Annotated in this window: 24 protein-coding genes; 12 read left to right on the forward strand and 12 right to left on the reverse strand. The window is 64.3% G+C overall.

All coding sequences use genetic code 11. The features are described 5' to 3' along the window. Positions 1 to 6 precede the first annotated feature (6 nt). The gene (locus tag P6U31_RS07185; protein ID WP_407187529.1) at positions 7 to 1,176 is read right to left on the reverse strand and encodes an acyl-CoA dehydrogenase family protein; all 1,170 of its coding nucleotides are present in this window, start codon (positions 1,174 to 1,176) and stop codon (positions 7 to 9) included. Between the two features lie 125 nt (positions 1,177 to 1,301). Here P6U31_RS07185 and P6U31_RS07190 point away from each other — a divergent pair, with 125 nt between their 5' ends. After that, entirely contained in the window at positions 1,302 to 2,222 is a 921-nt protein-coding gene (locus tag P6U31_RS07190; RefSeq protein WP_407187530.1) for a LysR substrate-binding domain-containing protein, read from the forward strand. A gap of 107 nt (positions 2,223 to 2,329) precedes the next feature. Here P6U31_RS07190 and P6U31_RS07195 read toward each other — a convergent pair whose 3' ends face one another. From P6U31_RS07195 to P6U31_RS07205, 3 genes are all read right to left on the reverse strand, one after another. Beyond that, positions 2,330 to 2,764, reverse strand: coding sequence for a PaaI family thioesterase (locus tag P6U31_RS07195; RefSeq protein ID WP_407187531.1), 435 nt, complete (start codon positions 2,762 to 2,764; stop codon positions 2,330 to 2,332). Between the two features lie 5 nt (positions 2,765 to 2,769). Continuing rightward, positions 2,770 to 4,044, reverse strand: coding sequence for a cytochrome P450 (locus P6U31_RS07200; RefSeq protein WP_407187532.1), 1,275 nt, complete (start codon positions 4,042 to 4,044; stop codon positions 2,770 to 2,772). A 188-nt stretch (positions 4,045 to 4,232) separates the two neighbouring features. Continuing rightward, positions 4,233 to 5,498, reverse strand: a complete 1,266-nt coding sequence (locus P6U31_RS07205) for a cytochrome P450 (RefSeq protein WP_407187533.1) — start codon at positions 5,496 to 5,498, stop codon at positions 4,233 to 4,235. 307 nt (positions 5,499 to 5,805) lie between these two features. Here P6U31_RS07205 and P6U31_RS07210 point away from each other — a divergent pair, with 307 nt between their 5' ends. Both P6U31_RS07210 and P6U31_RS07215 read left to right on the forward strand, forming a co-directional pair. Continuing rightward, the gene (locus P6U31_RS07210; protein WP_407187534.1) at positions 5,806 to 6,951 is read left to right on the forward strand and encodes a DUF898 family protein; all 1,146 of its coding nucleotides are present in this window, start codon (positions 5,806 to 5,808) and stop codon (positions 6,949 to 6,951) included. A 3-nt stretch (positions 6,952 to 6,954) separates the two neighbouring features. After that, complete coding sequence (locus tag P6U31_RS07215; RefSeq protein WP_407187535.1) at positions 6,955 to 8,067, forward strand: M48 family metallopeptidase; 1,113 nt, start codon at positions 6,955 to 6,957, stop codon at positions 8,065 to 8,067. Positions 8,068 to 8,079: 12 nt separating this feature from the next. Here the strand turns inward: P6U31_RS07215 and P6U31_RS07220 are convergent, their stop codons facing one another. The 4 genes from P6U31_RS07220 to P6U31_RS07235 all read right to left on the reverse strand — a co-directional run bounded on the left by P6U31_RS07220 (position 8,080) and on the right by P6U31_RS07235 (position 11,666). Beyond that, on the reverse strand, positions 8,080 to 8,292 hold the full coding sequence (locus P6U31_RS07220) for a hypothetical protein (protein ID WP_407187536.1): 213 nt from the start codon (positions 8,290 to 8,292) through the stop codon (positions 8,080 to 8,082). Between the two features lie 67 nt (positions 8,293 to 8,359). Further along, entirely contained in the window at positions 8,360 to 8,989 is a 630-nt protein-coding gene (gene upp, locus P6U31_RS07225; protein ID WP_407187537.1) for a uracil phosphoribosyltransferase, read from the reverse strand. A gap of 174 nt (positions 8,990 to 9,163) precedes the next feature. Continuing rightward, positions 9,164 to 10,402: a URC4/urg3 family protein gene (locus tag P6U31_RS07230; RefSeq protein WP_407187538.1), complete on the reverse strand. Its 1,239-nt coding sequence runs from the start codon at positions 10,400 to 10,402 to the stop codon at positions 9,164 to 9,166. A 7-nt stretch (positions 10,403 to 10,409) separates the two neighbouring features. Further along, entirely contained in the window at positions 10,410 to 11,666 is a 1,257-nt protein-coding gene (locus P6U31_RS07235; protein ID WP_407187539.1) for a GTP cyclohydrolase II, read from the reverse strand. Between the two features lie 312 nt (positions 11,667 to 11,978). Here P6U31_RS07235 and P6U31_RS07240 point away from each other — a divergent pair, with 312 nt between their 5' ends. Next, on the forward strand, positions 11,979 to 13,103 hold the full coding sequence (locus P6U31_RS07240; protein ID WP_407187540.1) for a pyridoxal-phosphate dependent enzyme: 1,125 nt from the start codon (positions 11,979 to 11,981) through the stop codon (positions 13,101 to 13,103). A gap of 53 nt (positions 13,104 to 13,156) precedes the next feature. Here P6U31_RS07240 and P6U31_RS07245 read toward each other — a convergent pair whose 3' ends face one another. Together P6U31_RS07245 and P6U31_RS07250 are read right to left on the reverse strand one after the other, a co-directional pair. After that, a complete protein-coding gene (locus P6U31_RS07245) occupies positions 13,157 to 13,972 on the reverse strand; it encodes a DUF2927 domain-containing protein (RefSeq protein ID WP_407187541.1) in 816 nt (271 codons plus the stop codon). A 138-nt stretch (positions 13,973 to 14,110) separates the two neighbouring features. Next, positions 14,111 to 14,689, reverse strand: coding sequence for a L,D-transpeptidase (locus P6U31_RS07250; protein ID WP_407187542.1), 579 nt, complete (start codon positions 14,687 to 14,689; stop codon positions 14,111 to 14,113). A gap of 359 nt (positions 14,690 to 15,048) precedes the next feature. Between P6U31_RS07250 and P6U31_RS07255 the strand changes: the two genes are divergently transcribed. Then, on the forward strand, positions 15,049 to 16,596 hold the full coding sequence (locus tag P6U31_RS07255; protein WP_407187543.1) for an acetolactate synthase large subunit: 1,548 nt from the start codon (positions 15,049 to 15,051) through the stop codon (positions 16,594 to 16,596). A 181-nt stretch (positions 16,597 to 16,777) separates the two neighbouring features. Then, positions 16,778 to 17,296: a hypothetical protein gene (locus tag P6U31_RS07260; RefSeq protein WP_407187544.1), complete on the forward strand. Its 519-nt coding sequence runs from the start codon at positions 16,778 to 16,780 to the stop codon at positions 17,294 to 17,296. A 142-nt stretch (positions 17,297 to 17,438) separates the two neighbouring features. On the opposite strand, the gene P6U31_RS07265 is transcribed toward P6U31_RS07260, so the two are convergent. Next, entirely contained in the window at positions 17,439 to 17,678 is a 240-nt protein-coding gene (locus P6U31_RS07265) for a DUF3551 domain-containing protein (RefSeq protein WP_407187545.1), read from the reverse strand. 258 nt (positions 17,679 to 17,936) lie between these two features. Here P6U31_RS07265 and P6U31_RS07270 point away from each other — a divergent pair, with 258 nt between their 5' ends. The 4 genes from P6U31_RS07270 (at position 17,937) to P6U31_RS07285 (ending at position 20,294) form a co-directional block, all read left to right on the forward strand. Further along, positions 17,937 to 18,272, forward strand: coding sequence for a hypothetical protein (locus P6U31_RS07270; protein ID WP_407187546.1), 336 nt, complete (start codon positions 17,937 to 17,939; stop codon positions 18,270 to 18,272). A gap of 268 nt (positions 18,273 to 18,540) precedes the next feature. Further along, positions 18,541 to 19,020 carry a hypothetical protein gene (locus P6U31_RS07275; protein WP_407187547.1) on the forward strand — a complete coding sequence of 160 codons (480 nt, stop codon included), beginning with the start codon at positions 18,541 to 18,543 and terminating at the stop codon, positions 19,018 to 19,020. A gap of 56 nt (positions 19,021 to 19,076) precedes the next feature. Continuing rightward, a complete protein-coding gene (greA, locus tag P6U31_RS07280) occupies positions 19,077 to 19,559 on the forward strand; it encodes a transcription elongation factor GreA (protein ID WP_407187548.1) in 483 nt (160 codons plus the stop codon). Positions 19,560 to 19,616: 57 nt separating this feature from the next. Beyond that, a complete protein-coding gene (locus tag P6U31_RS07285; protein WP_407187549.1) occupies positions 19,617 to 20,294 on the forward strand; it encodes a hypothetical protein in 678 nt (225 codons plus the stop codon). A 21-nt stretch (positions 20,295 to 20,315) separates the two neighbouring features. On the opposite strand, the gene P6U31_RS07290 is transcribed toward P6U31_RS07285, so the two are convergent. Beyond that, complete coding sequence (locus tag P6U31_RS07290) at positions 20,316 to 21,089, reverse strand: SDR family NAD(P)-dependent oxidoreductase (RefSeq protein WP_407187550.1); 774 nt, start codon at positions 21,087 to 21,089, stop codon at positions 20,316 to 20,318. 341 nt (positions 21,090 to 21,430) lie between these two features. On the opposite strand from P6U31_RS07290, the gene P6U31_RS07295 reads away from it, so the two are divergent. Continuing rightward, positions 21,431 to 25,024, forward strand: coding sequence for a GAF domain-containing protein (locus tag P6U31_RS07295; RefSeq protein ID WP_407187551.1), 3,594 nt, complete (start codon positions 21,431 to 21,433; stop codon positions 25,022 to 25,024). Further along, complete coding sequence (locus tag P6U31_RS07300; RefSeq protein WP_407187552.1) at positions 25,021 to 25,398, forward strand: response regulator; 378 nt, start codon at positions 25,021 to 25,023, stop codon at positions 25,396 to 25,398. Before P6U31_RS07295 ends, P6U31_RS07300 begins: the two co-directional genes overlap by 4 nt. Positions 25,399 to 25,400 lie beyond the last annotated feature (2 nt).

Here is a 25,400-nt window from a genome sequence, read left to right on the forward strand (position 1 = left end):
GCTGCCTCAGTACGAGCGGGGCATGCCGAGCACATGCTCGGCGACGAAGGACAGCACGAGGTTGGTCGAGATCGGCGCCACCTGATAGAGCCGCGTCTCGCGGAACTTGCGCTCGACGTCGTATTCCTCCGCAAAGCCGAAGCCGCCATGGGTCTGGATGCAGGCATTCGCTGCTTCCCAGGACGCGTCCGCCGCCAGCATCTTGGCCATGTTGGCCTCCGCGCCGCAGTCGAGCCCGGCTTCGTATTTGCGTGTCGCTTCCTTCACCATCAATTCGGCCGCGCGCATCGAGGCGTAGGCCTTGGCGATCGGGAACTGGATGCCCTGGTTCTGACCGATCGGACGACCGAACACCGCGCGCTCCTTGGCGTAGTTGGTGGCCTTGGCGATGAACCATTTGGCGTCGCCGACGCATTCGGCCGCGATCAGGATGCGCTCGGCATTCATGCCGGAGAGGATGTAGCGGAAACCCTTGCCTTCCTCGCCGATCAGATTCTCCGCCGGCACCTTCATGTCGGTGAAGAACACTTCTGTGGTGGCGTGGTTCATCATGGTGCGGATCGGGCGGATCTCGAGGCCGTTGCCCTTGGCCTCGCGCATGTCGACGATGAACACGGAAAGACCATCGGTGCGCTTCTTGACCTGGTCCTTCGGCGTGGTCCGCGCCAGCAGCACCATCAGGTCGGAATGCTCGGCGCGGCTGGTCCAGATCTTCTGGCCGTTGACGATGTAGCTGTCGTTGCCCTCCTTGCGCGCGAACGTCTTCAGCGAGGAGGTGTCGGTGCCGCTGGTCGGCTCGGTGACTCCGAACGCCTGCAGGCGCAACTCGCCGCTCGCGATCTTCGGCAGGTATTTCGCCTTCTGCTCGGCATTGCCGTGCCTGAGCACCGTGCCCATCGTGTACATCTGGGCATGGCAGCCGCCGCCGTTGCAGCCCGCGCGCTGGATCTCCTCCAGGATCGCCGCTGCTGCGGACAGCTTCAGACCCGCGCCGCCATATTCCTCGGGGATCAGCACCGAGAGATAGCCGGCCTCGGTCAGCGCATCGACGAAGGCCTTGGGGTAGGCCATCTCGCGATCGAGCTTGCGCCAATATTCGCCCGGAAACTGCGCGCACAGCTTGGCGACGGCTTCGCGGATGTCGGCATAATCCTCGGTGTGGTGTTCTTGACTCATGACGTTTCCAGTTCTTGGCGGCAGTTAAGATAACGCCGGCCTATCCCCTGGCGTTGTGAAAACAATGCCAGCCCCCTATGCTCATTTGTTATAGCGTATGAAGTAGCCTTCCAGGATTGGCAAGCATGGATTTCCGGCAGCTCAGGACCTTCAGTTGCGTGGCGGAGCTCGGCAGCCTCTCCAAGGCGTCCGACATGTTGCGCGTGGCGCAGCCGGCGCTCTCGAGGCAAATCAAGCTTTTGGAACACGAGCTGCGCACCGAGCTGTTCACGCGCAACGGCCGCGGCATGGTGCTGACCGAGGCCGGCCGCCTGCTCTTGGCGCGCACCTCCGGCATCGTGCGGCAGATCGACCAGATCCGCGACGACATCCAGTCGGTGAAGGGCCCGCCGTCCGGACAAGTCGTGCTCGGTCTGGTTCCGACCGTGAGCTGCGTGCTGTCGGCGCGCTTTGCGCGGCGCTGCGTCGAAAAATTTCCCGGGATTTCGCTGCGCATCGTCGAGAGCTACAGCGGCCATCTCGTCGAATGGCTGCATCGCGGCGAGATGGACCTCGCCATCCTCTATGGCCGCTCGGCCGATTTGCATCTCAACGTGCAGAGCCTGGGGCGCGACAACATCGTCGCAGTCGGTCCGCGCGGCTGCGGACTGGCGCGCAAGAAGAGCGTCGATATCGGCTGGCTGCTGCGGCAGCGGCTGGTGCTGCCCTCTCACTCCCACGGCCTCCGCGCGCTGATCGAGCACGCGGCGGCGCGCAAGCGCATCAAACTCGACGTGCAGCTCGAAGCCGACTCGTTCAGGGTGCTCACGAGTCTCGTCGAGGAGGGGCTCGGCTTCGCACTGCTGCCACCGTCTTCGGTGCATGCCGAGGTCGCGGACGGTCGGCTGGAAGCCGCGCCGATTTCGAAGCCAATGTCGCGCGAGCTCATCGTGGCCTCTCCGATCGAGCGCCCGGTGACGACAGCGACCGCCGCCGTGACGGCGCTGCTTCGTGAGGAAATCGCGGCCTGCCGCAAGGAAGGCATCTGGGACATCAAGCTGGCCTGAACGGTCTGCGGCCTGACCGGCCGTCATCCCGTGCTTAGGCCCCGAAAAGGTGGCGTTCCCTTCTCATTTTGTTTGAGCAGTCATGCCAGGATTCTATAGCCCGCACGTCAGGGCAGCGCCGGCATCTCGACCGCGCGCATGGTCGCGAGCCCAAAGGCGCAGACGCGCCGGTTTCCCTTCGACTCCGAAACCACCTCCACCTTGGCGACCCCGATCGAGCCGCCAACCTGGATTGCTTCGGCGCTCGCGATGATTTCTTCGCCGTCGGCAGGTCCCAGGAAGTTGATCTTGATCTCGATCGTGACGGCGATGCGGCCCTTCGGGAGCGCGGTGCTGACCGCTGCGCCGGCGGCCTGGTCGGCGAGGCCCGTGATCACGCCGCCGTGGAAATGGCCGAAGAATTGCGACAGCTCCGGTTTCTTGGTGAGGGCCAGCGCGACCTTGCCAGGCTCGGCGGCAACAACGCGCATGCCCGAGGCGTGCGGGAAGCCCGACATCGCCATGGTGTCCGAGAGCATGTCGATCGAGTTGGTCTCTGCCATAGCGGTCAGCCCGGAATCCGCACCGGCAGCGACTCATACCCCTTGATGAAGCTGGAATAGATCCGCTTGGGCTCGCCGACCACCTCGATGCGGTCGAAGCGCTTCAGCATCTCCTCCCAGATGATCCGCAGCTGCAGCTCCGCGAGGCGCATGCCGACGCAGCGGTGGATGCCGAAGCCGAAGGACAGGTGGGTGCGCGGGCGCGGGCGGTCGATGATGAACTCGTTCGGCTTCTCGAACATCTCCTCGTCGCGGTTGCCCGAGACGTACCACATCACGACGCGGTCGCCTTTCCTGATGTGCTTGCCGCCGATCTCGGTGTCCTGCAGCGCGGTGCGCCGCATATGCGCCAGCGGCGTCTGCCAGCGGATCACCTCCGGCACCATGGAATCGATCAGCGCCGGATTGGCGCGCAGCTTGTCGTACTGCTCCGGGTTCTCGTTCAGCGCCAGCACCGAGCCGGTCATGGTGTTGCGCGTGGTATCGTTGCCGCCGACGATGAGCAGGATGATATTGCCCATGAGGTTGTCGGGGTCCATGTGGCGGGTGGCGTCGTTATGGGCCATCAGCGACAGCAGATCGTTGCGCGGCGCCGAGTTGACGCGCTCGTTCCACAGCTTCGACATGTAGGCGTAGCACTCGTCCATCTCGCGGCGGCGCTCCTCGGCGGAGGCGACGATGCCACTCTTGGGCAATGCGGTCGATACGTCCGACCAGCGCGTCAGCTTGCGCCGCTCCTCCCAGGGAAAGTCGAACAGGGTGGCCAGCATCTGCGTCGTCAATTCGATCGAGACGCGCTCGACGAAGTTGAAGGTCTCGTTGCGCGGCAGATTGTCGAGGACGGTCTGCGAGCGCTGGCGGATCAGCTTCGCGAGCTCGTCGAGATGTGTCGGCGTGAACATCGGCGACACCGTCTTGCGCTGCGCCGAATGCCGGGGCTGGTCCATCGCGATGAAGCTCGGATAGTCGTAGCCTTCCGGCACGTCGCGGATCGAGATGCCGCCGAGCTTGGAATCCGAGGAGAAGATGCCGTGATTGGTGTCGACATGCATGATGTCGTTGTACTTCACCACCGACCAGTACGGCTCGATCGGCGCGTTGGTGCAGTAATGCACCGGTTCTTCCTTGCGCAGCCGCTCGAACCAGGGCCACAAGGTGTCGTCCTGGAACAGCCTGGGCGCGCCGGGATGGAATTGCGACAACGGCGTCGCATAGGCCTCCTCGCGAGCCCTGCGCATGCGTTCGGCCTTGTCCACCTTAACCGGCGCTTGGATGTTCATAATGGTTGCTCCAGTTGTTGTCTTACCTCTCCCGCTTGCGGGAGAGGTCGCGCGAAGCGCGGGTGAGGGTTCTATCCTCTCGGGGGCTGTCCGATTGTGGTGACACCCTCTCCCCAACCCTCTCCCGCAAGCGGGAGAGGGGGCGCAACTCGCTCGTGGGTGCAGTCCGGATTCATCTTGCTGCCGCCCTACGCCGCAATCTTCACCGGCAGCTCTTCCAAACCCTTCACGAAGCTGGAATAGACTCGCCTGGGTTCGCCGACCACGTCAATATGGTCGAACCGCCTGAGAATTTCTTCCCAAATAATCTTGAGCTGGAGCTCGGCCAGCCGCAATCCCACGCAGCGGTGGATGCCGAAACCGAAGGACAGGTGCGTGCGCGGGCGGGCGCGGTCGATGATGAAATCGTAGGGCTTCTCGATCACCTCTTCGTCGCGGTTGCCCGAGACGTACCACATCACGACCTTGTCACCTTTCTTGATCTGCTTGCCGCGGAACTCAAAGTCGGAGAGCGCGGTGCGCCGCATATGCGCCAGCGGCGTCTGCCAGCGGATCACCTCGGGGACGAAACTGTCGAGCAGAGCGGGGTTGTCGCGCAGCTTGCGGTATTGCTCAGGATGCTGGCTCAGCGCGAGCAGCGAGCCCGACATGGTGTTGCGCGTCGTGTCGTTGCCGCCGACGATCAACAGAATGAGATTGCCGAGGAAGTTCTTGGCGTCCATGTCGCGGGTTGCGGCGCCGTGCGCCATCATCGAGAGCAGGTCGCTTTTCGGCGGCTGCGCGATGCGTTCCTTCCAGAGCCGGGCGAAGTAGGTCGCGCATTCCGTCAGCTCGGCCTGGCGCTCATCCTCGGTGGCGACGAGGCCGTCGGGCCCGGGAATCGTGGTGGCGATGTCGGACCAGCGCGTCAGCTTGCGGCGGTCCTCCCAGGGAAAGTCGAACAGCACCGCCAGCATCTGCGTTGTGAGCTCGATCGAGACGCGGTCGACCCAGTCGAACACCTCGCCGCGAGGCAGATTGTCCAGGCACTCGGCCGAGCGCTTGCGGATGTTGAGCGCGAGATTGTCCAGGTGCGTCGGCGTGAACATCGGCGCAACGGTCTTGCGCTGCGCGGCATGGCGCGGCGGGTCCATCGAGATGAAGCTTTCGCGGCGCAGGTCCGGATCGATGTCGCGGATGGTGATGCCGCCGAGTGCGGAGGCCGAGGAGAACACCGCATGGTTCGTCTCGATCTCCATGATGTCATTATAGCGCGTCACCGACCAGTACGGCCCGAACATCGAGTCCTTGCAGTAGTGCACGGGATCTTCCCGGCGCAACCGATCGAAATAGGGCCAGAACGTGTCGGTCCTGAACAATTCCGGATCGCCGGGATCGAACTGCTCCAGCGGAAGTGAATTGGCGCGCTCGCGCAATGCGTCGAGCTTGGCTGCGCTCTCGATGGTCCCATGCATGACCGCTCTCCCTGGCATGAACCGCGCGTTCTCGTTGAATTCTGCGCTGCGGTATTTGATTTGCAATTACAGCCGGTTGTCTGCGCCGGAGCAAGGGAGAGTTTTGCCACACCCAACCCTTGCGAGAGGATTGGGCTAAGCGACAGCGACCAGCGTGATCCTCCGCACGCTGTTTGTCGTGAAATGGTGCCAGAAAGCGGGCTGGAATCGAGGTAAATCGAACCCGGCCATCTTAGGCGCCGACTAACCTCTGATCTATAGTTTGACCGGATCAAGACCGCATCCCGAGGTTGCCGCCGTGAACGACATGCAATGGCCCCCCATCGGCTCCGAGCCCATTCCGCCGCCGCTGCCGCCGACGCGGGTCGAGTTCAGCGGTAACCGCGCCGAGTTCCGGAAAATGGTCACCAAGGGTGCCATGCTGGAGCTCGTCACCTTCGGCTTCTACCGGTTCTGGCTCGTCACCGACATCCGCCGTCATCTGTGGGCGAACACCGCGATCGGCGGCGATGCCGCCGAATATACCGGGCGGGCCAAGGAGCTTCTGGTCGGCTTCCTGTTCGCGCTCGCGATCCTGGTGCCGATCTACCTCGCCTACTTCCTGATCGGCATCGAGTTCGAGCGCTGGCAAGGCTTTGCCTCGACGCCGCTGTTCATCGGCTTCTATGCCTTCGGCCAGTTCGCGATCTTTCGCGCGCGGCGATACCGGTTGACGCGCACGGTCTGGCGCGGCGTGCGGTTCTGGATGGACGGCTCCGGCTGGGCCTATGCGTTCCGCGCCATGGCGTGGGGCCTGCTCGTGCTTCTCACGCTCGGCCTGGCGCTGCCATGGCGCGCGGCGGCGCTCGAACGCTACAAGATGCAGCACAGCCATTATGGCGATCTGCGCGGCGATTTCGTGGGCGACGGCTGGACCTTCTTCAAGCGTGCCTGGTGGCTGTGGCTGCTCAGCCCGATCGCGCTCTTGATTTCCCCGCTCGCGCCTTTCCTCTATGCCGAGTTCAAGGCGCGCGAATGGCGCTGGTGGCTCGACGGCATTCGCATCGGCGGCGTCAGCCTGTCCTCGGACCTGCCTCACGAGGCCTTCTATGGCCTGTACTGGAAGGTGATCGGCTGGTGGCTGCTGCTCACGATCGCCTTCGCTGTCTATGTGGGCGGTGGCGTTCTGCTGCTCGTGCAGCTGAGCGGCGTTCCGGCCGATCAGGTGTTCGGCGGCGATAATGCCGCCAAGAGCATCCCGATGGTGGTGATGATGGTGATCGGCTATTTCGCCCTCGCGCTCGCGATCAACATCGTCATGCGCGTCTATCTCCAGCGCGATCTCTGGGCCAAGGTGCTGGAAACGGTCGAGGTGCACGACATCGCGGCCGCGGCGGATGTGCGTGGCAGCGGCGAGCTCGCCAGCGCGCTCGGCGAAGGTTTTGCCGACGGCCTCGATGTTGCGGGATTTTGAGACGTGAGTGATGTGTTCGCCGACAGCCCGGCGCAGTCGACCAAGCCGACGATCTTCTTCGACGGCGTCTCGAACCGCAGACGGCAGGTGACGCTGACGCTCGGCGATGCGCTCGAGATTTCCGAAGCGGGCGGAACACCGGTTCGCTGGGCCTATGCCGACCTGCGCCGCGCCGACAGTCCGCCCGGGATGCTGCGCCTCGCGTGCACCAGCGCGCCGCCATTGTCGCGGCTGGAAATCCGCAACGCCGCGCTCGCGGCAGATGTGACCGCTCGCTGCCTGCGGCTCGATGAGCACCGGACCTCGCGTCGCGGCGTGGCAAAGATCGTCGGCTGGTCGGTGGCGGCCGCCGTCTCCATCGTCTGCGTGGTTCTGTTCGGCGTGCCGCTCGCGGCCGACCGTCTCGCGCCGCTGGTGCCGAAACCCGTGGAACGGCGCATCGGCGACGCTGCCGAGGTGCAGATGAAAACCATCTTCGGCCGTAGCGTATGCGAAGATCCCGCAGGCAAGGCCGCCTTCACGAAGCTCGTCAACCGCCTGCGCGATGCCGCTGGCCTCGACGATGAATCCATGACGGCCGGCGTGCTGCCGACCGCGGTGCCGAATGCGTTCGCGCTGCCCGGCGGCAAGGTCTACGTGCTGAAGGGGCTGCTCGACAAGGCCGAGAACCCGGACGAACTCGCCGGCGTCCTCGCCCACGAGCTCGGCCATCTCAAGCACTACGACAACATGCGCGGCCTGATCTACAACGGTGGCACCTCGTTCCTGATCGGCCTGTTGTTCGGAGACGTCACCGGTTCGGGCGCGGTGATCTTCGCCTCACGCAATCTGGTCGAGGCGTCCTATTCGCGCGAGGCCGAGACCGGTGCCGACACTTTCGCGATCGAGGTCATGCACAAGCTCGGCCGCTCGCCCAAGCCCGCTGCCGAACTGATGTTCCGCATCACCGGCAAGGAAGGCGGCTCCACGCTCACGACGATCCTCGCCAGCCACCCGCTGACCGAGGACCGCCTCGCGCGCATGACGAGGGAAGATCGCCCGGCTTCCGGGCCGCCGCTGCTGACGGACAAGGAGTGGCAGGCGCTGAAGGGGATTTGCGGCAGCGGCAAGGTTTAGAGCAGCCGCCGATCACTTCGCCGGCGCAGCCGGCGGATTCGATCCGGTGGTGACGTTCGGCGCCGTGTTCGGATTCGAGGTGGTGGTCTGCGGCCCCACCTCACGCCCATTGTAGAAGAAGACGGCGGCCACCACCGCGATCACGAAGATCGCGCCGATCGCCCAGCCCACCGGGCTGTTGCGGCGTGCACGGTCAGTGCTGCGGTCGTCATTCTGATAGGTCATCGTGCTCTCCATGTTAGAGCAGGAGAACCTCGCGCGGTCGAAGCTGTTCCTAAAACGCGCGCAGCATCTACCGGGTCCCGTAGGCGCGATCGCCGGCATCGCCAAGGCCCGGCAGGATGAAGCCGTTTTGGTCGAGGCCTTCATCCACCGCCGCGGTCCAGACCGGCACGTCAGGATGAAATCCGCGCAGGCGCTCCAGTCCTTCCGGAGCGGCGATCAGGCAGGCCAGGCGAATGTCCCTGGCGCCGCGCTCCTTGAGCCGATCGATGGCGGCGACAGCCGTGTTGGCGGTGGCGACCACCGACGTCACCACGATGGCGAGGCGCTCGCTGAGATCGGACGGCGATTTGAAGAAATACTCGACCGCGGCAAAGCTGTGCGGCTCGCGGTAGAGACCGATATGCGCGATGCGCGCGGTCGGCACCAGGTCCATCATGCCCTCGACGAAGGTCGTGCCGGCACGCAGCATCGGCACGAACACCAGCTTCTTGCCGGCGATCTTGGCCGAATGCATCGTCGCCAGCGGCGTCTCGATGACGGTATCGGCGAGCGGCAGATCGCGCGTCACCTCGTAGCAGAGCAGCATGCCGATCTCCTTGATCAGCTCGCGGAATGACTTGGTCGAGATGGACTTGTCCCGCACCAGGGTCAGCTTGTGCTGCACCAGCGGATGATCGACGATCGTGACGCCTTCCATGATGAGATGCTCTCTTCTTCCCTTCTCCCCTTGTGGGAGAAGGTGGCGCGAAGCGCCGGATGAGGGGTCTGCTTCAACGAACTCAAGCGAGAGATATGCCCGCGGAGGCAACCCCTCACCCGTCTCAATCGCGCTTTGCGCGATTGCTCCACCCTCTCCCACAAGGGGAGAGGGTCAGAAAACCGTGCCGTCGCTGATCACCTTCAGCGGCGGCGAGCCGTCGGGACGGCGCGCAAGGGCAATGGCGCGGCCGGCGGCCCAGCTGCCGCCTTCCAGGATGCTGGCGAGCGGCAATGTCTCCGCCGTGCGGCCGAGCTTGGCGCGAACCAAATCGGCAAGACGATCCAGCAGCGCAACCGTCAGCGCGCGCCACTCGAGGACGAGCAGGGAATCCACCGCATGCGCGCGGTCCGAATCGGCGGCATCGCGCAGGCGCAGCACCCCGTGATCGACGAACAGGCCGCCATTGCGGTATTCGGCAAGGCCGGTCAGGCCGTCGATGTCGGTGACGTCGAGGCCGGCGCGCTGCAGCGGCTCGATCAGCGAATAGCTCAGCCATTGCGACAGCTTGTGCAGCGGCACGAGGCCGCCCGTTCCGTCATCGGCCTTGAGCGCGGGATGGCGCCAGCAATCGCCGAGCGGGACGCCGGCGAGCTCGAGCCGCGACGGCCAGATCGGTCCGAGCTGGTTCAGCACCGCCGACAGGATGGTGGGGGCGGCAATGGCGCCGCCATTGGCTTGCGCCGCGATATGATCGAACAGTCCGCCCGGCCGTGGCGTGTCGCACAGGCCGAACACCTCCGCGTGCCCCGAAACCTGCTTGCCCAGACGGCGCAGCAGATCGGTGCGTCCTTCAAGGCCGAGCAGCGGATTGGCCTCGCGGACCTGAAAGGCAGAGGTGAGGGAGGCGAGCGGCAGTTTTGCCAGCACGTCCGCATCGGCCCTGAACGGCGCGCGGGCCTCGCCCGAGAAAAGGCCGACCGCAAACATGTCGAGGCTCGCGATCGCGAGCCCCTCGGATCGACCGATGCTTTCGCCGCTGGTCGCATCGCGATATCGCCACGCTGCGCCGGCGCCGGCGTCGAGCAGCACGCTGACGATCGCGAGGTCGAACTCCGCGCGCGCCCGCGCCGCGCGATCCGGCCAGGACGCGGCATCCGCAAGGACCGCCCAGCGATCGACGCCGCCGATCACGAAGTGCCGCCAGCGCGCATGGAAGGGAATCTCCAGCGTTGGATACGCCTGTCGCGTGATCGCGAGCACGGCTTCTGCGACATCGTCCATGCGGTCGAGATCGATGGTGAAATGGCTCAGGCCGCCGGCGAGGCCGATCTCGAGCATGTGTCGGGCGCACGTGCGAACCGCCTGTGCGGTGAGCAGCGCGCGTGCCTCTCGTTCCAGGACGTCCGCCATCACGCGATCAGTATTTTTCCAGCGAACGACCGACGACGCCGCCCACGTCCTTCTCCGGCGCGATGTCGGTCGAGTAATAGCCGGCGGCCTTCTTCGCGGCGATCTCGACATAGGCGTCGGCCGGGATCAGCTCCGGCGGGATCGGCACGCGCTCGACGATGTCGATGCCTTGCGAGGTCAGCGCGTCGTATTTCATGTCGCTCATGGACAGGAAACGGTCGATCCGCTTCAGGCCGAGCCAGTGGATCGTATCCGGCATCAATTGCTGGAAGCGCGCGTCCTGGACGCCGGCGACGCATTCGGTGCGCTCGAAATAGGCGGCGGCCGCGTCGCCATCCTCCTGGCGCTTGCGGGCATTGTAGACCAGGAATTTGGTGACCTCGCCGAGCGCGCGGCCCTCTTTCCGGTTGTAGACGACGAGCCCGAGCCCGCCCTCCTGCGCGCCGCGCGCGGATTCCTCGATGCCGTGGATCAAATAGGGGCGGCAGGTGCAGATGTCGGAGCCGAACACGTCGGAGCCGTTGCACTCGTCATGCACGCGGCAGGTGATTCTGGTGCGATGATCCGGCAGCTTGGTGACGTCGCCGAACAGGTAGACCGTGGTGCCGCCGATCGGCGGCAGGAACACCTTCATGTCGGGCCGGGTCACCAGCTCGGGGAACATGCCGGCGGTCTGCTCGAACAGCGTGCGCCGCAGCTCGGTCTCACCGGTGCCGAAGCGTGCCGCTAGGCCGGGCAGGTACCAGACCGGATCGATCGCGATCTTCACCACCGACACGCTGCCGTTGGCGTGCACGACCTCGCCGTCGGCGCGTAAGCGTTTTGCGGCGAGCGCCTCGCGGATTTCCGGCAGGTCCAGCCGCGCCCGCGTCACCGCAATGCTCGGGCGGATGTCGGCGCCCTCGGCGATCTCCTGACGGAAGTTTTCCGCGACGAGGTGCCCCCAGGGATCGAGCGCGACGATCTTGGTGGGATCGCTCCATTGCGGGAACGGGCCGATGGTCGCGGCCGGAAACGTGTTGGTGAGGTCGGGACGCCTGATCGGGTCGAGCGCGCCCGCCGACACCGCGAGCGCGCGGTACATCGCATAGGAGCCGCCATGGCTGCCGATCACGTTGCGATCGCCTGCGCGGGACACCGTGCCGATGATCGGTCCACGGGCTCGCGCCTCACTGGCGCCCCAGTGGATCGGAAAGGCGGAGGTCCGGCCCGGCTCCGGATGGGAGGTCAGGCGGATGTGGTCAGTACGGTTCGCGCGGCTCATGTCCAGGCTCCCAAAACGCCAACGGCCCGCCGCTCGGACGGGCCTGGCTCGCTTGCGGCACGGCTTTCGGAACGGCGACGCAAGCTCAATCCAACATATTGTAGCGGCAGCTCGCGACAGACAAGTTAATCGTGCGCGGCGGCTCAAGAGACCTGCCCAGCACGCCTCCGATCGGCGAACGGCGCCGCAATTCCATCTATATCTATGTAATCATTCGTGTTTTTGAAGGGGCCCAGGGGCCTCCGCTAGCGACTGGATAAAACCTGCATATTCGGACATATCGACCGGATCGGCTCTGCCCCGGAGACTCTCATGCCCGCCAGCTACATCGATCCCCGCAACGGACGGCTCTACCCGCTCGACCAGCCGCGCTGGTGCTCGGACGAGCGGACGCCGCTGCTGGTGACGCCGGGGGCAGGGATCTCGCGCGAGGACATCGAAGGCCGGACCCGCTCGCTGTGGCGTTACCGGGCGGCGCTGCCGGTCGAGATCAAGACTCCGATCACGCTCGGCGAAGGCTGCACACCGCTGGTGCAGCAGGACTGGGGCGACCTGCGCCCGTTGTTCAAGCTCGAATGGTTCAACCCGACCGGCAGCTTCAAGGATCGTGGCTCCGCGGTGATGCTGTCCTTCCTGCGGCAGATCGGCGTCGACGCCATCCTGGAAGACTCCTCAGGCAACGGCGGCTCGTCGATGGCCGGACTGGGGGCCGCCGGCGGCATGCGCGTGAAGATTCTTGCACCTGCCTCGACCTCGCCCGCCAAGATCGCGCAGGTGCGCGCTTACGGCGCGACGGTGCAGCTGGTCGAGGGCCCGCGCGAGGAATCGGAAGCCGAGGCGATCCGTCAGTCGAGCCAGACGTTCTACGCCAGCCACAACTGGCAGCCGTTCTTCCTCGAAGGCACCAAGTCGCTCGCCTACGAGATCTGGGAGGACCTCGGCTTTCGCGCGCCCGACAACGTCATCGTTCCCGTCGGTGCTGGCAGCAGCCTGCTCGGCTGCGCCTTCGGCTTCCGCGAGCTCAAGAAAGCCGGGCAGATATCGAAGCTGCCGCGCCTGTTCGCGGCGCAGCCGCTCAATTGCTCGCCGATCGATGCGAGCTTCAAGGCTGGCGTCGATACGCCCGTCGCGCGCGAGGTGAGCAAGACCATCGCCGAGGGCACCGCCATCAAGCATCCGCTGCGCCTGCGCGAGATCATCGCGGCGCTGCGCGAGAGCGGCGGCGGCACCATCGCGCTTGCCGAGGAGGAACTCGTCGCCGCCCTGCGCCGTCTCGCGCGCCAGGGCCTGTTCGCCGAGCCGACCAGCGCCAGCGCGGCGGCGGCGCTGGACAAGCTCGCCGCAGCCGGCGCCATCAAGGCGAATGAGACCACCGTGGCGGTCCTCACCGGCACTGGCCTCAAGGCGGCGACCACCGTCGCCGATCTGGTGCAGTAGGACGGAAATGGCACTGCGCTTACCCTCCCCTGGAGGGGCAGGGTAAGATCACCTCACTCCTTTAGATCGTTCACGCGCTTCACCCAGGCGCGCACGTCGGTGAGCACGGCGGGCAGCACCGCCTTGACCTCGGCGACCGTCATGCCCGCCTTGATGCGGGGATCGTACAGCAGATTGAGGATGTACTGGTCGTAGACGTCGAAATAGCCCATCGAGACGTTGTCGTTGAACATGGTCCAGGGCACGCTTGTGGTGTCGTTGATGGGCCCGAGCGATTGCAGCAATTCCTCATAGGCGCAGTCGAGAAAGACGAAATCGCCGTTGTCGACGGTGAGGATGACGTCGGAATGCTCGATCTCGAAATTGTCGTTCTTGCGGAAGCCGGACAGGCATTGCGGGTCGAGCGAGGAGCGGATCTCGCGCGCCTTCTCCGCGCCGTAGAAGCTCGAGATGGTGCGGAACAGGTCGCGGTCGCGCACCAGCTTCACCCGCACGTTCGCCGCTTCGCTGGTTTCGATCATGGCGATGTCGAGGTGCTGCACGCGCCTGCCGATGTCGGCCACGACTTTTGCAAGCTGTGCCTTGCGATCGGCGCGGTCGCTCTCGGCGTATACGCGCACCGGACCGTCGAACTTGCGGATGCGGTCGACCCGGCCGGCGAGGTGATATTCGGCCCCGAACGCCGTCTTCAGGAAGCCGTCGACGATCTCGCCGTCGGTAAAGCTCTTTTTCTCGGAGCGCTGGCGCGAGGAGATCGCGGGCAGTTCGCCCGCGGCGGCGGGGGGCGCGAGGTCGAGCGCGCATGTGAGCGCCGCGAGCGCCAGCAGGGCGCAGCGAAGGACAGCCGGGGACGGGTTCAATGCGCTCATCGTCGTGCGACGCTGCCGTATTCGCGTCCCGCGCACAAGTCGGCAAATTCACGCGTTCGGCGGGTTCCGGCTGTTCTTGACCTCTCCCGCAAGCGAGCGGGAGAGGACGCGCACCTCCTGCGAGGAGGTAACGGCGCGCTAGTTGTTGAGCACCACCACGGTGGTACCGACCGAGACGCGGCTGTAGAGGTCGGTGACGTCGTCATTGGTCATGCGGAAGCAGCCCGAGGACACGGCCTGGCCGATCGTCTCCGGCTCGTTGGAGCCGTGGATGCGGTAGAGCGTCGAGCCCAGATACATCGCGCGTGCGCCGAGCGGGTTCTCGATGCCGCCCTTCATGTGGCGCGGCAGGTCGGGCCGGCGGGCCAGCATCTGCGAGGGTGGTGTCCAGTCCGGCCATTCCTTCTTGGCGGTGATCTTGTGGACCCCGCCCCAGCGGAAGCCGTCGCGGCCGACCCCGATGCCGTAGCGCAGCGCCTGGCCGTTCTGCAGGACGAGATACAGCCGCCGCTCGCTGGTGTTCACCACGATCGTGCCGGGGGCGTAGTTGCCGTTATAGATGACGGTGGTGCGGGGGATCGGGCTGGCGCCGCCGCGGAAGAAGTTCGGGCCGCCGCCCATGATGTCGCGTGAGTCGTACTCCTCGGCGAGCGCGCCGCCCGCCGCAGCCGACAGCAGTGCAATGGCGGCAATCGGCGCGGCAAAAAACCGAATCATTGTCTCCCCCAGCAAAAAAAGATTCAACAAAGGCCACAGGCCATATTTGCCGGCTTTCCGCAAGCCACGGCCCCGTGAGGGCATCGTTCCAGGACCGGCGTTATCAAATCGGCAACCATGCCGGCGTGCCGAAAAGCACCAGAGCGTTTTCAAGCGAAGTGGATACCGGTTCGCGTAACGAAAACGCGTCAAAACAAGAATCTAATGCCCCGTTCCGATTCTACCGGAACGGGGCATTAGCCGAGCCGGCGCATCGTGGCGCGGGGCAGGGCCGCGATGGCGGCTATTGCTTTGACGCAACGCGCGAACAATGATTGCTCGAACGGATATCTGGACATGGCCGGTTGCGGGAGCTTGGGATGAACGGTGCGGAAAGCCTGGTGCGGACGATGGTCAAGGGTGGGGTGGATGTCTGCTTCACCAACCCAGGCACCTCCGAGATGCATTTTGTCGCAGCGCTCGACCGCGTGCCCGGCATGCGCTGCGTGCTCGGCCTGTTCGAGGGCGTGGTGACCGGTGCCGCGGACGGCTATTTCCGCATGAAGGGCACGCCGGCCTCGACCCTGCTGCATCTCGGCCCCGGTCTCGCCAACGGCCTTGCCAATCTGCACAACGCCAAGAAGGCCAATTCCGGCATCGTCAACATCGTCGGCCAGCATGCCGTCTACCACATCGGCTACAACGCGCCGCTGACCTCCGACATCGAGGGCCTGGCCCGGCCGATGTCGTCCTGGGTCCGCACCTCGCCGGATGCCAAATCGGTCGCCGCCGACGGCGCCGCGGCCATCGCCGCCGCGAAAAGCGCGCCGCCGCAGATCGCGACCCTGATCCTGCCGGCCGACACCGCCTGGAACGAGGCCGACGGCATCGCCGAGGTTCCGGCCGAGCAGCAGCGCGCGAGCTATTCGCCGCAGGCGGTGGAGCAGGCCGCGAAGATCCTGCACGGCGACGGCGAGGGCACGCTGCTCCTGATGACCGGCAGTGCGCTGAGCGAGCAGGGCCTGGCGCTTGCCGAGCGCATCGCGAACAGGACCGGCTGCACCGTGATGGGTCCGACCTTCCGTCCCAAGATGGCGCGCGGCCGCGGCCGCTATTCGATCGACCGCATCCACTACGTCATCGAGCAGGCGCTGCCGATGCTGGCAAAATTCCGTCACATCGTGCTGGTCGAGGCCGACGATCCCGTGGCGTTCTTCGCCTATCCGAACAAGCCGAGCATGCTCAAGCCGCAAGGCTGCGAGGTGCATCGCATGACCTCCTGGGGCGAGAATTCGGTCGCAGCGCTCGAAGCGCTCGCCGGCGCGGTGAAGGCCAGCGCCAAGGATGTCAAGCCGCAGGCCTTGCAGGAGCTGGTGAAGCCGACCGGCGCACTGACCCACGCCTCGATCGCGCAGTCGATCGCCTATGCGATCCCCGAGAATGCGATCCTGGTCGACGAATCGCTGACCACCGGCCGGGCCTTCTTCCCGCCGACCGCCGCCGCCGCGCCGCACGACTGGTTGCAGAACATGGGCGGCTCGATCGGCTTCTCGACGCCGCTGTCGATCGGCGCGGCGATCGCCTGCCCCGACCGCAAGGTGATCACCATGGTCGGCGATGGCAGCGCAATGTACACGATCCAGTCGCTGTGGACGCAGGCGCGAGAGAACCTCGACATCGTCACCATCGTGTTCGCCAACCGCATCTACCAGATCCTGCGCGGCGAGTTCGACAATGTCGGTGCCGGCGAGCCCGGCCAGCGCGCCAACGACATGCTCCGGCTCGACCGGCCGACACTGGATTTCGTGGCGCTGGCCAAGGGCATGGGAGTGCCCGGTCGCGCCGTCACCAATGCCGACGAGTTCAACAAGGCGCTGGCCGAAGCCGTCGCCGAGCCCGGGCCGCGGCTGATCGAAGTCCAGATGTAGGTCTGGCCGGTCGCGCCGCGAGTTCAGTCCTCATCCTGAGGAGCCCGCGTGAGTGGGCGTCTCGAAGGATGCTTGCAAGTGGGATACGGGCCTTCATGGTTCGAGACGCGCGTTCCGCGCTCCTCACCATGAGGGTCTGATAGCGGCGCAAATGAGTGCGCGTGGCCGCCGCGGAGGCACGATGCAGACCGAGCTGAACAAGGTGATCGCTGCGCTGCGGGACTTCTACGCCCACGAAGGCTTCCTGTTCGAGAAGGACATCGGCGAGCGCGCGGTCACCCACCGCTTCGCCGTGTATCTGGAGAAGCAGTTCTCCGGCTGGTCGGTCGACTGCAATTACGACCGGCTCGGCGAGCGCACGCTACATCTGCCGCACGGCACCATCATCTCGACCGACGACCATCTCGGCAAGTCGATCTATCCCGATGTCGTGGTGCATCAGCGTGAGATCCCGAACAATCTGCTTAGCGTGGAGATCCGCAAGGCGAGCAATCACACGCCGCTGGAGCACGATCAGCACAAGCTGCGGGCGCTGACCGATGTCCATGTCTGGTTTCCCTACTGGATCGGCGTGCTGCTGGTGCTGGACAAGGATCGGGTGACGATGTCGGAGGTCTATGTCAGCGGCGCCGTCGACCAAGCGCTGTCGCGCTGGTTCGCGTTGCGGCTGGAGGAGATCGGCCTCGGAGCTCGCGCCTGACGCATGATCCGGAAAAGCCCGAAGCGGTTTCCCGGACAGATCATGCGCAAACAACAACCCAAAGCGCGATGACGTTGAGCCAAATCTCGTCGCGTTTGAGAGCCGCGCGGCGTGCGCGACCGTTGCGCACGCCACAATGTTGTCAGCGGTAGTAGGGCTGCGAGTAGGCGTAGCGCGGGTTGATGCCGCAATAGGCCGACGTTCCCGAGGCCGTGGCGACACATTGCTGATAGCTGGCGAACTGGCAGTTGCCGGGATAGCCCCAGATGCGGCCTTGCAGGCAGTACCGGTCGTTTCCGGCCTGGGCCTGGGCCGGGACCGCCGACAACGACACGGCGATCAAGGTCGCGAACGATGCAAACGTGAGGATGGTGCGACGCATTTCAGTCTCCTTCGAAGGTGGGAACGGCCGCGCCTCGGCGGCGTTCCCGTGGCTTGTCTGACGCACGGTCATATTGTGTTAGTCTCCGCGACGCCGAATGCGTTCGAGGCGAGGTCCATCGCAACGCCGGCGCCGGGCAATGTGATCTCGGCCACAGTTCTCGTGTGGGGTCGGACCCAATGTTGACGGACTTGCCCGCCTCGATGGCGCAGGCCTAGGTTTCGGCCTCGTTCGGATCAGGCAATTTTGGAGATTCTGATGCAAAAGTCATATTTGCTGGCCGCGACGGCGGCGCTGGCGCTCATTTTGCAAACACCGCTTGCGCTGGCCCAGACCGCGCCGGCTGCCGGCGGAACCGCGGCGCCTGCGGCGACATCCACTGCGCCGGCGGCGACGGCGGCGCCGGCCGCCACCACCGAGAGCTCGAGCCAGCCGACCGACTCCAGGAAGAGCGCGTCGAAGAAGCCGCCGAAAAAGAAGATGACGCGGCGGCAGGAAATCGATCACGCCATCGACACCGGCACCGTGCCCGCCCGTTATCGCAGCTCGGTCCCCAGGCGATACCAGCAATATATTCCGTTCGAGAAGCAGTGACGGATGGCGCGGTCGCGTCGGGTGTTCGGCTTCGCGCCGCCGGTGCTTTCGAACAACGGGTCCTTACGAACGGCCTGCGACGAACCGCCTCCACCGGGCGGGCTCCCGCCACACATCCCCGGTGGCGGTCTGCTAGCGCAATGCTAGACTAGATTGTTTTCGAGCGAAGTGGTCACCTTCTCGCGTGAAGAAAACGCGTCAGAAAAAGAATCCAGAGCTTCGGTTCTGATTCGATCAGAACGGAAAATGCCCTGGGCCGGGAGGAATGATGAGTGACGACGTGAAGGATGCTGGCCTCGTGGCCATGATCAGCAGCATCCTCGGAGGCAACAAGCGCGCAGACAGTGTTGCACCGCCGCCGTTCACCGAGGGTCCGCCGACAGCGCCGTCGAACGGAGCGGAGGTAGATGCGGCGCCGGCCGCCGAGCCGCCCTCGCAAGCGGACGTGCCGGACGCGGCGCCGGCGAGCGTGGAGCCGATCGAGCAGCCTGCAAAAATCGTCACCACGCGGAATGGCAGGCAGCTGCTGCCGGCTGAAGCGATCGCCGATCTCGTGCTCGGCGAATTGCGCAAGCTGGAGGATTTTCCGGCGAGCGGCGCCTCGGTAACGGTCTATGGTTACCGGCATTGGAACGCGATGATCACCTTCGCGCCGTTCTCGACCAATTTCCAGAATGCGACGCGGTTCCGCCAGGCCGTGCCGGATATCGTCTTCAAGCTCCGTCGTTTCGTCGAACTTAAGATATAATCCGGCAAAACCGGCGCCCTGGCGCCGCCCCCGAACAGTTCGACAGGATTCTTGAATTGAGCGTCGCCTTTACCAAGGAAGAAAGCGCCGAAACCGCGTCCGAGACGCTGTTGCCGGACCGCTCGATCTCGCCGCATCCCAACCTCGTGACCGAAACCGGCCTCAAGGCGTTGCAGACGCAGCTGCAGGAGGCCCGTGAAGCCTATGAAGCCGCGCAAGCCATCGAGGACGTCAACGAGAAGCGCCGGCAATCCGCCGTGCCCCTGCGCGACGCCCGCTATCTGACGGAACGCTTGCGCACCGCTCAGCTCGTGCCCGATCCTGTCGCGACCGATGTCGTCGCCTTCGGCAGCACGGTGACCTTCAGCCGCGCCGATGGCCGCGTGCAAACCTACCGCATCGTCGGCGAGGACGAAGCCGATCCGAAGGCGGGGACGATCTCCTTCGTCTCGCCGGTGGCACGGTCGCTGATGGGCAAATCGGTCGGCGATGTCGCAGGATCAGGCGCGCAGGAGATCGAGATCCTGTCGATCGCCTAAGCATGATCCGGAACAGCGCGAGGCCGTCGTCTCCGCAAAATAAAGCGCGATGATCGAATGAAGCGATTTCTGTCGGGGGCGTTGCCGTTCTACGCGCTGGCTGCACTTGCGATGTGCATGTATCTCGTTCTGTACAGGACGAGCCTGTTCGATTTGAACGCCATTGTCCAGGAGGCGACCGCTTCCTGGTGGTTTCCGGCCTTCATGTTCGTCTGCGTGCTGCTGGAGTCGGTGTTCCCGTATTTCGGCTATTTTCCCGGAACGGCCCTCATCCTGATGTCCGTGGCGCTCAGCCCCAAATCCGCGGATGCTTCCGTCTTTGTCGTGTCGTGGCTCGCCATCATCATGGGCGCCGTCTTGAGCTACGGGCAGGCTCGTTTCTTCAGACCGTTTCTGCAGCGGGTGGCCTCGAGGGCGGCACTGAGGCGATGTGAGTCCTTGTTCGACGCCTACGGCGCTTACGCGCGCATCGCCTTGTTCGTGCATCCCAACGCCTGCGCGATGTATTTCACGGCGCTCGGACTCCTCGGCCGCAGCCTGACGCGAGAGCTTGCCTATCTCTGCGCAGGTGCCGCAGCCGCCGTCGGCATTCTGTTCGTCATCGTGACCAGGCTCGTGTTGTCCGTCGGGCCCGCCGACGACGGCGAATTGCAGGTGCTGCTGGCAGCCGCGCTGGCCGCGATCGGGACTCTCGTCGGTCTCTACACGGCGTGGCGGCCGGAGCGGGCCGCGTGAGGTTTGCTCCCTGATCGCGCGTTACACCGCCGGCAGCTCAACTCCCGTCAGCTTGCTCAATTCGGCGATGAGCGCGTCCTGAAATTTTGGATCGGTCGCTTCGCTGGCCGGCTGCTGTTGCTCGAGATGATGCCAGTAGCGTCCGCTCACCAGCGCAGCGGGATCATTGCTGACGGCCAGCCAGGTTTGGGTCCGTTGTCCAGTGTCGATATCGACCGGAGCGCTGGAGCCGCCCATCCTGGTCCGGACCCATCCGGGATCGACGGCGTTGCTCAGCACCTTGGGCCAGCGCCGCGCCAGCGCGAAGGCCAGCGCGACGACATGCAGCTTGCTCTCGGCGTAGGCCTGGGCCGAATTCCAGGTCCGCTTCGTCCAATCGAGATCGTCGAGCGAGCCCTCTCCGCCGCGATGCAATCCGCTGCTGAGATACACCAGCCGGCCCGGCCGCTGGATCAGCGCCGTCAGCATGTACGGCGCGAGCGTGTTGATGGCGAGCGTTTCGGCATGTCCTTCCGGCGTCGCGCCACGGCCGGGCCGTGTGTAGACGCCGGCATTGTGAATGATCGCATCCATCCGCCCGATCGCGTTGACTTGATCGGCGATATCCCTCGTCTCTGCTGCGCTTCTGAGATCGCCGATCACGATCCCCGCGGCGCGCGACTTCAGCTCGCCAAGGGCGTCGACGCGTTCGGCCGAGCGCGCGTGCAGCACCACACGGTGTCCTTGATCGAGCAGCGATTGCGCCGCCGCGCGCCCGAGGCCGTCGGTGCTGCCGGTGATGAAGATGGTTGCCATGTGTGCTTCCCTCGATGTTTCACGCGCAGTGTACAGCGCCCTCACGTCATTTTTCGACGCTGTCCAGTGGATCCACGTTGTTGCCCGCGGCATCTCGAGGACGGGGCATCGAGCTTGTTGGCACTTGGGCGCCGCTACTCCTCAAAGCCTGCTCCTATGCGCCACGAAATGCGGCCTGCATTCGCCATTGTGGAACTCGCCGCTTCGGCGGATCGCGGAGGCGCGTTGACGCGTAGTCAATTGAAAATCAACCAACAATACATCTGGTGGGAAGCACCTGATGGTGGAATAATTCCGACGCTTTCTTGATCAGATTTTAAGTCGGCCCGGATCGGCCGGCGATGTGGATTTTCATCATGGCCGCGCTTCATCGGGACGTGGTGGCGGATTTGCAGCAAGAGAACGCGCGGCTCCTGGCCGAACTGCGCGCCGCACAAGATCGCGAGAGCGCCACCGCGGACATTCTCAAAATCATCGCCAGTTCGCCATCAGAGGTGAAGCCGGTGTTCGATGCAATCGCGAACCGGGCCAATGCCTTGCTCGGCGGCTTTTCGACGACTGTATTCCGTTTCATCGACGGCACTGCGCATTTGGTTGCATTCACGCCGACGAATTCTGCCGCCGATGAGGCTCTGAAGAATACGTTTCCGAGGCCGATCGCGGATTTTGAGAGCTTTGGACAAGCGCAGGCAGGTAAGGTGGTGCCGACCCCCGACACTGAAGCGCTGACAAACGACATCAAATTTGTCGCGCGTGCCCGCGGCTTTCGCAGCATGTTGTTCGTTCCGCTCACGACCGGCGGCGTGGTGATCGGCATGATCAGCGTAACGCGGGTCGAGCCCGGGACCTTCGCTCCACATCATGTGCAACTACTGCAGACCTTCGCCGATCAGGCCGTTATCGCCATTGAGAATGCGCGGCTGTTCAATCAGGTTCAGCAACGCACCAACGATTTGAGTGAGGCTCTGAAGCAGCAGACCGCGACCGCCGATGTGCTGAAGGTGATCAGCCGGTCGACGTTCGATCTGCAAAAGGTTCTCGACACGCTCACGGAATCGGCGGCGTGGCTGTGTGGTGCCGATATGGCTGCAATCGTCCGGCAGGACACCGACGGCACGTACTCTCATGCAACTCAGTACAATTTCTCACCCGAGTGGGCCAAGGTGTCGTCTGGCATTCGACTCAATGCCGGACGCGGCAGCGTCGTCGGGCGCGTCCTGCTGTGCGGCAAAGCCGTCCAGATCCAGGATGTCCTGGTCGATCCCGAATACGCCTATCCCGAGCAGCAGAGGGCCGGCGGTTATCGCACCCTCCTGGGCGTACCCTTGCTTCGGTCCGGGGAAACGATCGGCGTGCTGTTCCTGGGTCGCAAGATCGTGAACTCGTTCACGGACAAACAGATCGACCTGGTCTCTACTTTCGCCGATCAGGCCGTGATCGCGATTGAGAATGTCCGGCTGTTCGACGAGGTCCAGGCGAAGACGCGCGATCTCGCCGAATCGCTTCAGCAGCAAACCGCGACTGCCGATGTGCTGAAGGTGATCAGCCGCTCGACCTTCGATCTGCAGACCGTGCTCAATACGCTGGTCGATTCCGCGGCGCGGCTGTGCGAAGCGGAGATGGCATTCATCATGCGCCGCGAGGGTGATGAATATCTGGCGGGAGCAGCGGTAGGGTTCTCCGAGGACTACATCGAGTTTCTGCGGGAGCACCCCATTGCCCCCGGACAGAGCACGGTCACAGGTCGGGCCGTGCTCGAGCGTCGTCCGGTGCAAATCCTCGATGTCGCGGCCGATCCCGAATACGGCCTGCGCGAGTCCGTTACCCTGGCCGGTCAGCGCACGGCGCTGGGTGTTCCCCTCCTGCGCGAGAATGAGCCCATCGGCGCGATCGTGATCGCTCGCAGGCGTGTGCAGCCTTTCACCGAAAAACAGATCGAACTCGTCGCGACGTTTGCCGACCAGGCCGTGATCGCCATCGAGAATGTACGGCTCTTCGAACAATTGCAGACCAGGACCCGGGACTTGTCGGAGGCGCTGACGTACCAGACCGGCAGCGCCAATATCCTGCGCGTTATCGCGTCCTCGCCGACTGAGGTCGGTCCGGTGCTCAAGGCCATCGTGGAAAGCGCCTGCGGACTTTGCGAGGCATATGATGCGTTGGTCGTTCTGAGGGATGGCGGCGAGATCGTCGCCCAGGCGCACCATGGACAAGTTCCCGTGGTGTGGAGCCGGCGATCGATCAATGTCAAATCGCCGAGTGGCCGGGCCATTATCGACCGCCGCACCGTTCATGTGCACGACTTGCTCGGGCCAGAAGGGGACGATTTCCCGACCGGACGGGACTTTGCGCTTCGCTCCAACGTTCGGACCGTTCTGAGTGTGCCGCTTTTGCGCGAAGGCGAGAGCATGGGGGCGATCGTGCTGCGCCGTACGGAGGTACGCCCATTCGGCGAGAAGCAGATCAACCTGCTGCAGACCTTTGCGGATCAGGCCGTTATCGCCATCGGCAACGCGCGTCTGTTCGAGCAATTGAACGAGTCGCTGGAGCGGCAGACCGCAACGTCGGAGGTGCTGGAAATCATAAGCGCTTCGTCGGGCGCCTTGACACCGGTTTTTTCCAAGATGCTGGAGAATGCGACGCGGATCTGCGGCGCTGGGTTCGGCACCATGAATCTCTACGAGGACGGCGGCTTTCGCACGGTCGCGCTTCACAACGCGCCTCAAGCTTATGTCGATACCCGGCTATACCAGAGCATTCGCCCACATCCGGCGAGCGGGCTCGGCACCGTCGAGAAAACCCATCAGACGGTTCATATCGACGATATCAGGACTCAGCCGCCCTACGTCGAAGGTAACCCGAACGTTCGTGCGCTTGCCGACCTTGCCGGCGCACGGACCCTCGTCATCGTGCCGATGCTCAGGGAAGACGAGCTGATTGGCGCCATCACGATTTTCCGCCAGGAAGTGAAGCCATTCACTGACAAGCAGATCGAACTCGTATCGAATTTCGCACATCAGGGCGTGATTGCGATCGAGAATGCACGCCTGCTGAACGAGCTGCGCGAGCGGACTATGGAACTGTCGCAATCGCTCGAGGAATTGCGAAATGCGCAGGATCGGTTGATCCAGACGGAGAAGCTTGCCTCGCTCGGGCAGCTCACCGCCGGCATTGCGCATGAGATCAAGAACCCGCTCAACTTCATCAATAATTTTGCCGCGCTTTCCTCCGAACTGATCGACGAGCTCGGCGCCGAGCTCCGCTCAGTCGCACTTGCCGAGGCAGCAAGGGAGGAGATCGACGCTCTGACGGAAATGCTGCAAGGCAATCTGGAAAAGATCGTGCAACACGGAAGGCGCGCCGATTCCATTGTCAAAAATATGCTTCTGCACTCTCGCGAGGGTTCCGGCGAGCGCCGCTCGGCCGATATCAACGCCCTCGTCGAAGAAAGTCTCAATCTCGCCTATCACGGGGCGCGCGCTGAAAAGGCGGGCTTCAATATCACGCTTGAAAGGAATCTCGATCCGTCTGCAGGGGCGCTCGAGCTGTATCCGCAGGAAATCACGCGGGTGTTCCTCAATCTCGTTTCAAATGGCTTCTACGCGGCTAGCAAACAAAAGGACGCCGCCGGTGACGGCTTTGAGCCCAAGCTGCGCGCGACGACCACAAACCTCGGCGGCGCCGTCGAAATCCGGATTCGCGACAATGGCGCCGGCATCCCGGCCGATGTGAGAGGAAAAATATTCAACCCCTTCTTCACAACCAAGCCCGCGGGCGAAGGAACTGGCCTGGGCCTTTCAATCTGCCACGACATAGTCGTGAAGCAGCACGGCGGCAGCATCGAGGTCGATACCGAGCCTGGCGATTATACCGAGTTCATCATTAGACTGCCGCGTACATTGGCGGCACCGTTGCAGACCGGAGGCAGACGTTGAGCGTCTTTATAATGGTGGTCGACGACGAGCCCGATGTCGAGGCGCTATTCCGCCAGCAGTTTCGGCGCGATCTGCGCGCCGGTCGTTTTTTCATGGAGTTCGTAACGTCGGCACCGGCGGCATTGCAGCGCGCGGCCAAGATCGAGGATGCCACCCTGATACTGATCCTGTCCGATATCAACATGCCCGGAATGAGCGGGCTGGAGATGCTGCCTATCGTGCGCTCGACCCGACCCGATGTACCGGTCATCATGATTACAGCCTATGGTGACGCCGAAACCAAGCGCAAGGCGCTGGCGAACGGCGCAGCCGACCTGTTGACCAAGCCAATCGATTTTGCGGCGCTTCGCCAGGAGATCGATGCGAGGCTTTGAGC

This window comes from Bradyrhizobium centrosematis, from assembly GCF_045571495.1.
Taxonomy (GTDB): Bacteria; Pseudomonadota; Alphaproteobacteria; order Rhizobiales; family Xanthobacteraceae; genus Bradyrhizobium; species Bradyrhizobium centrosematis.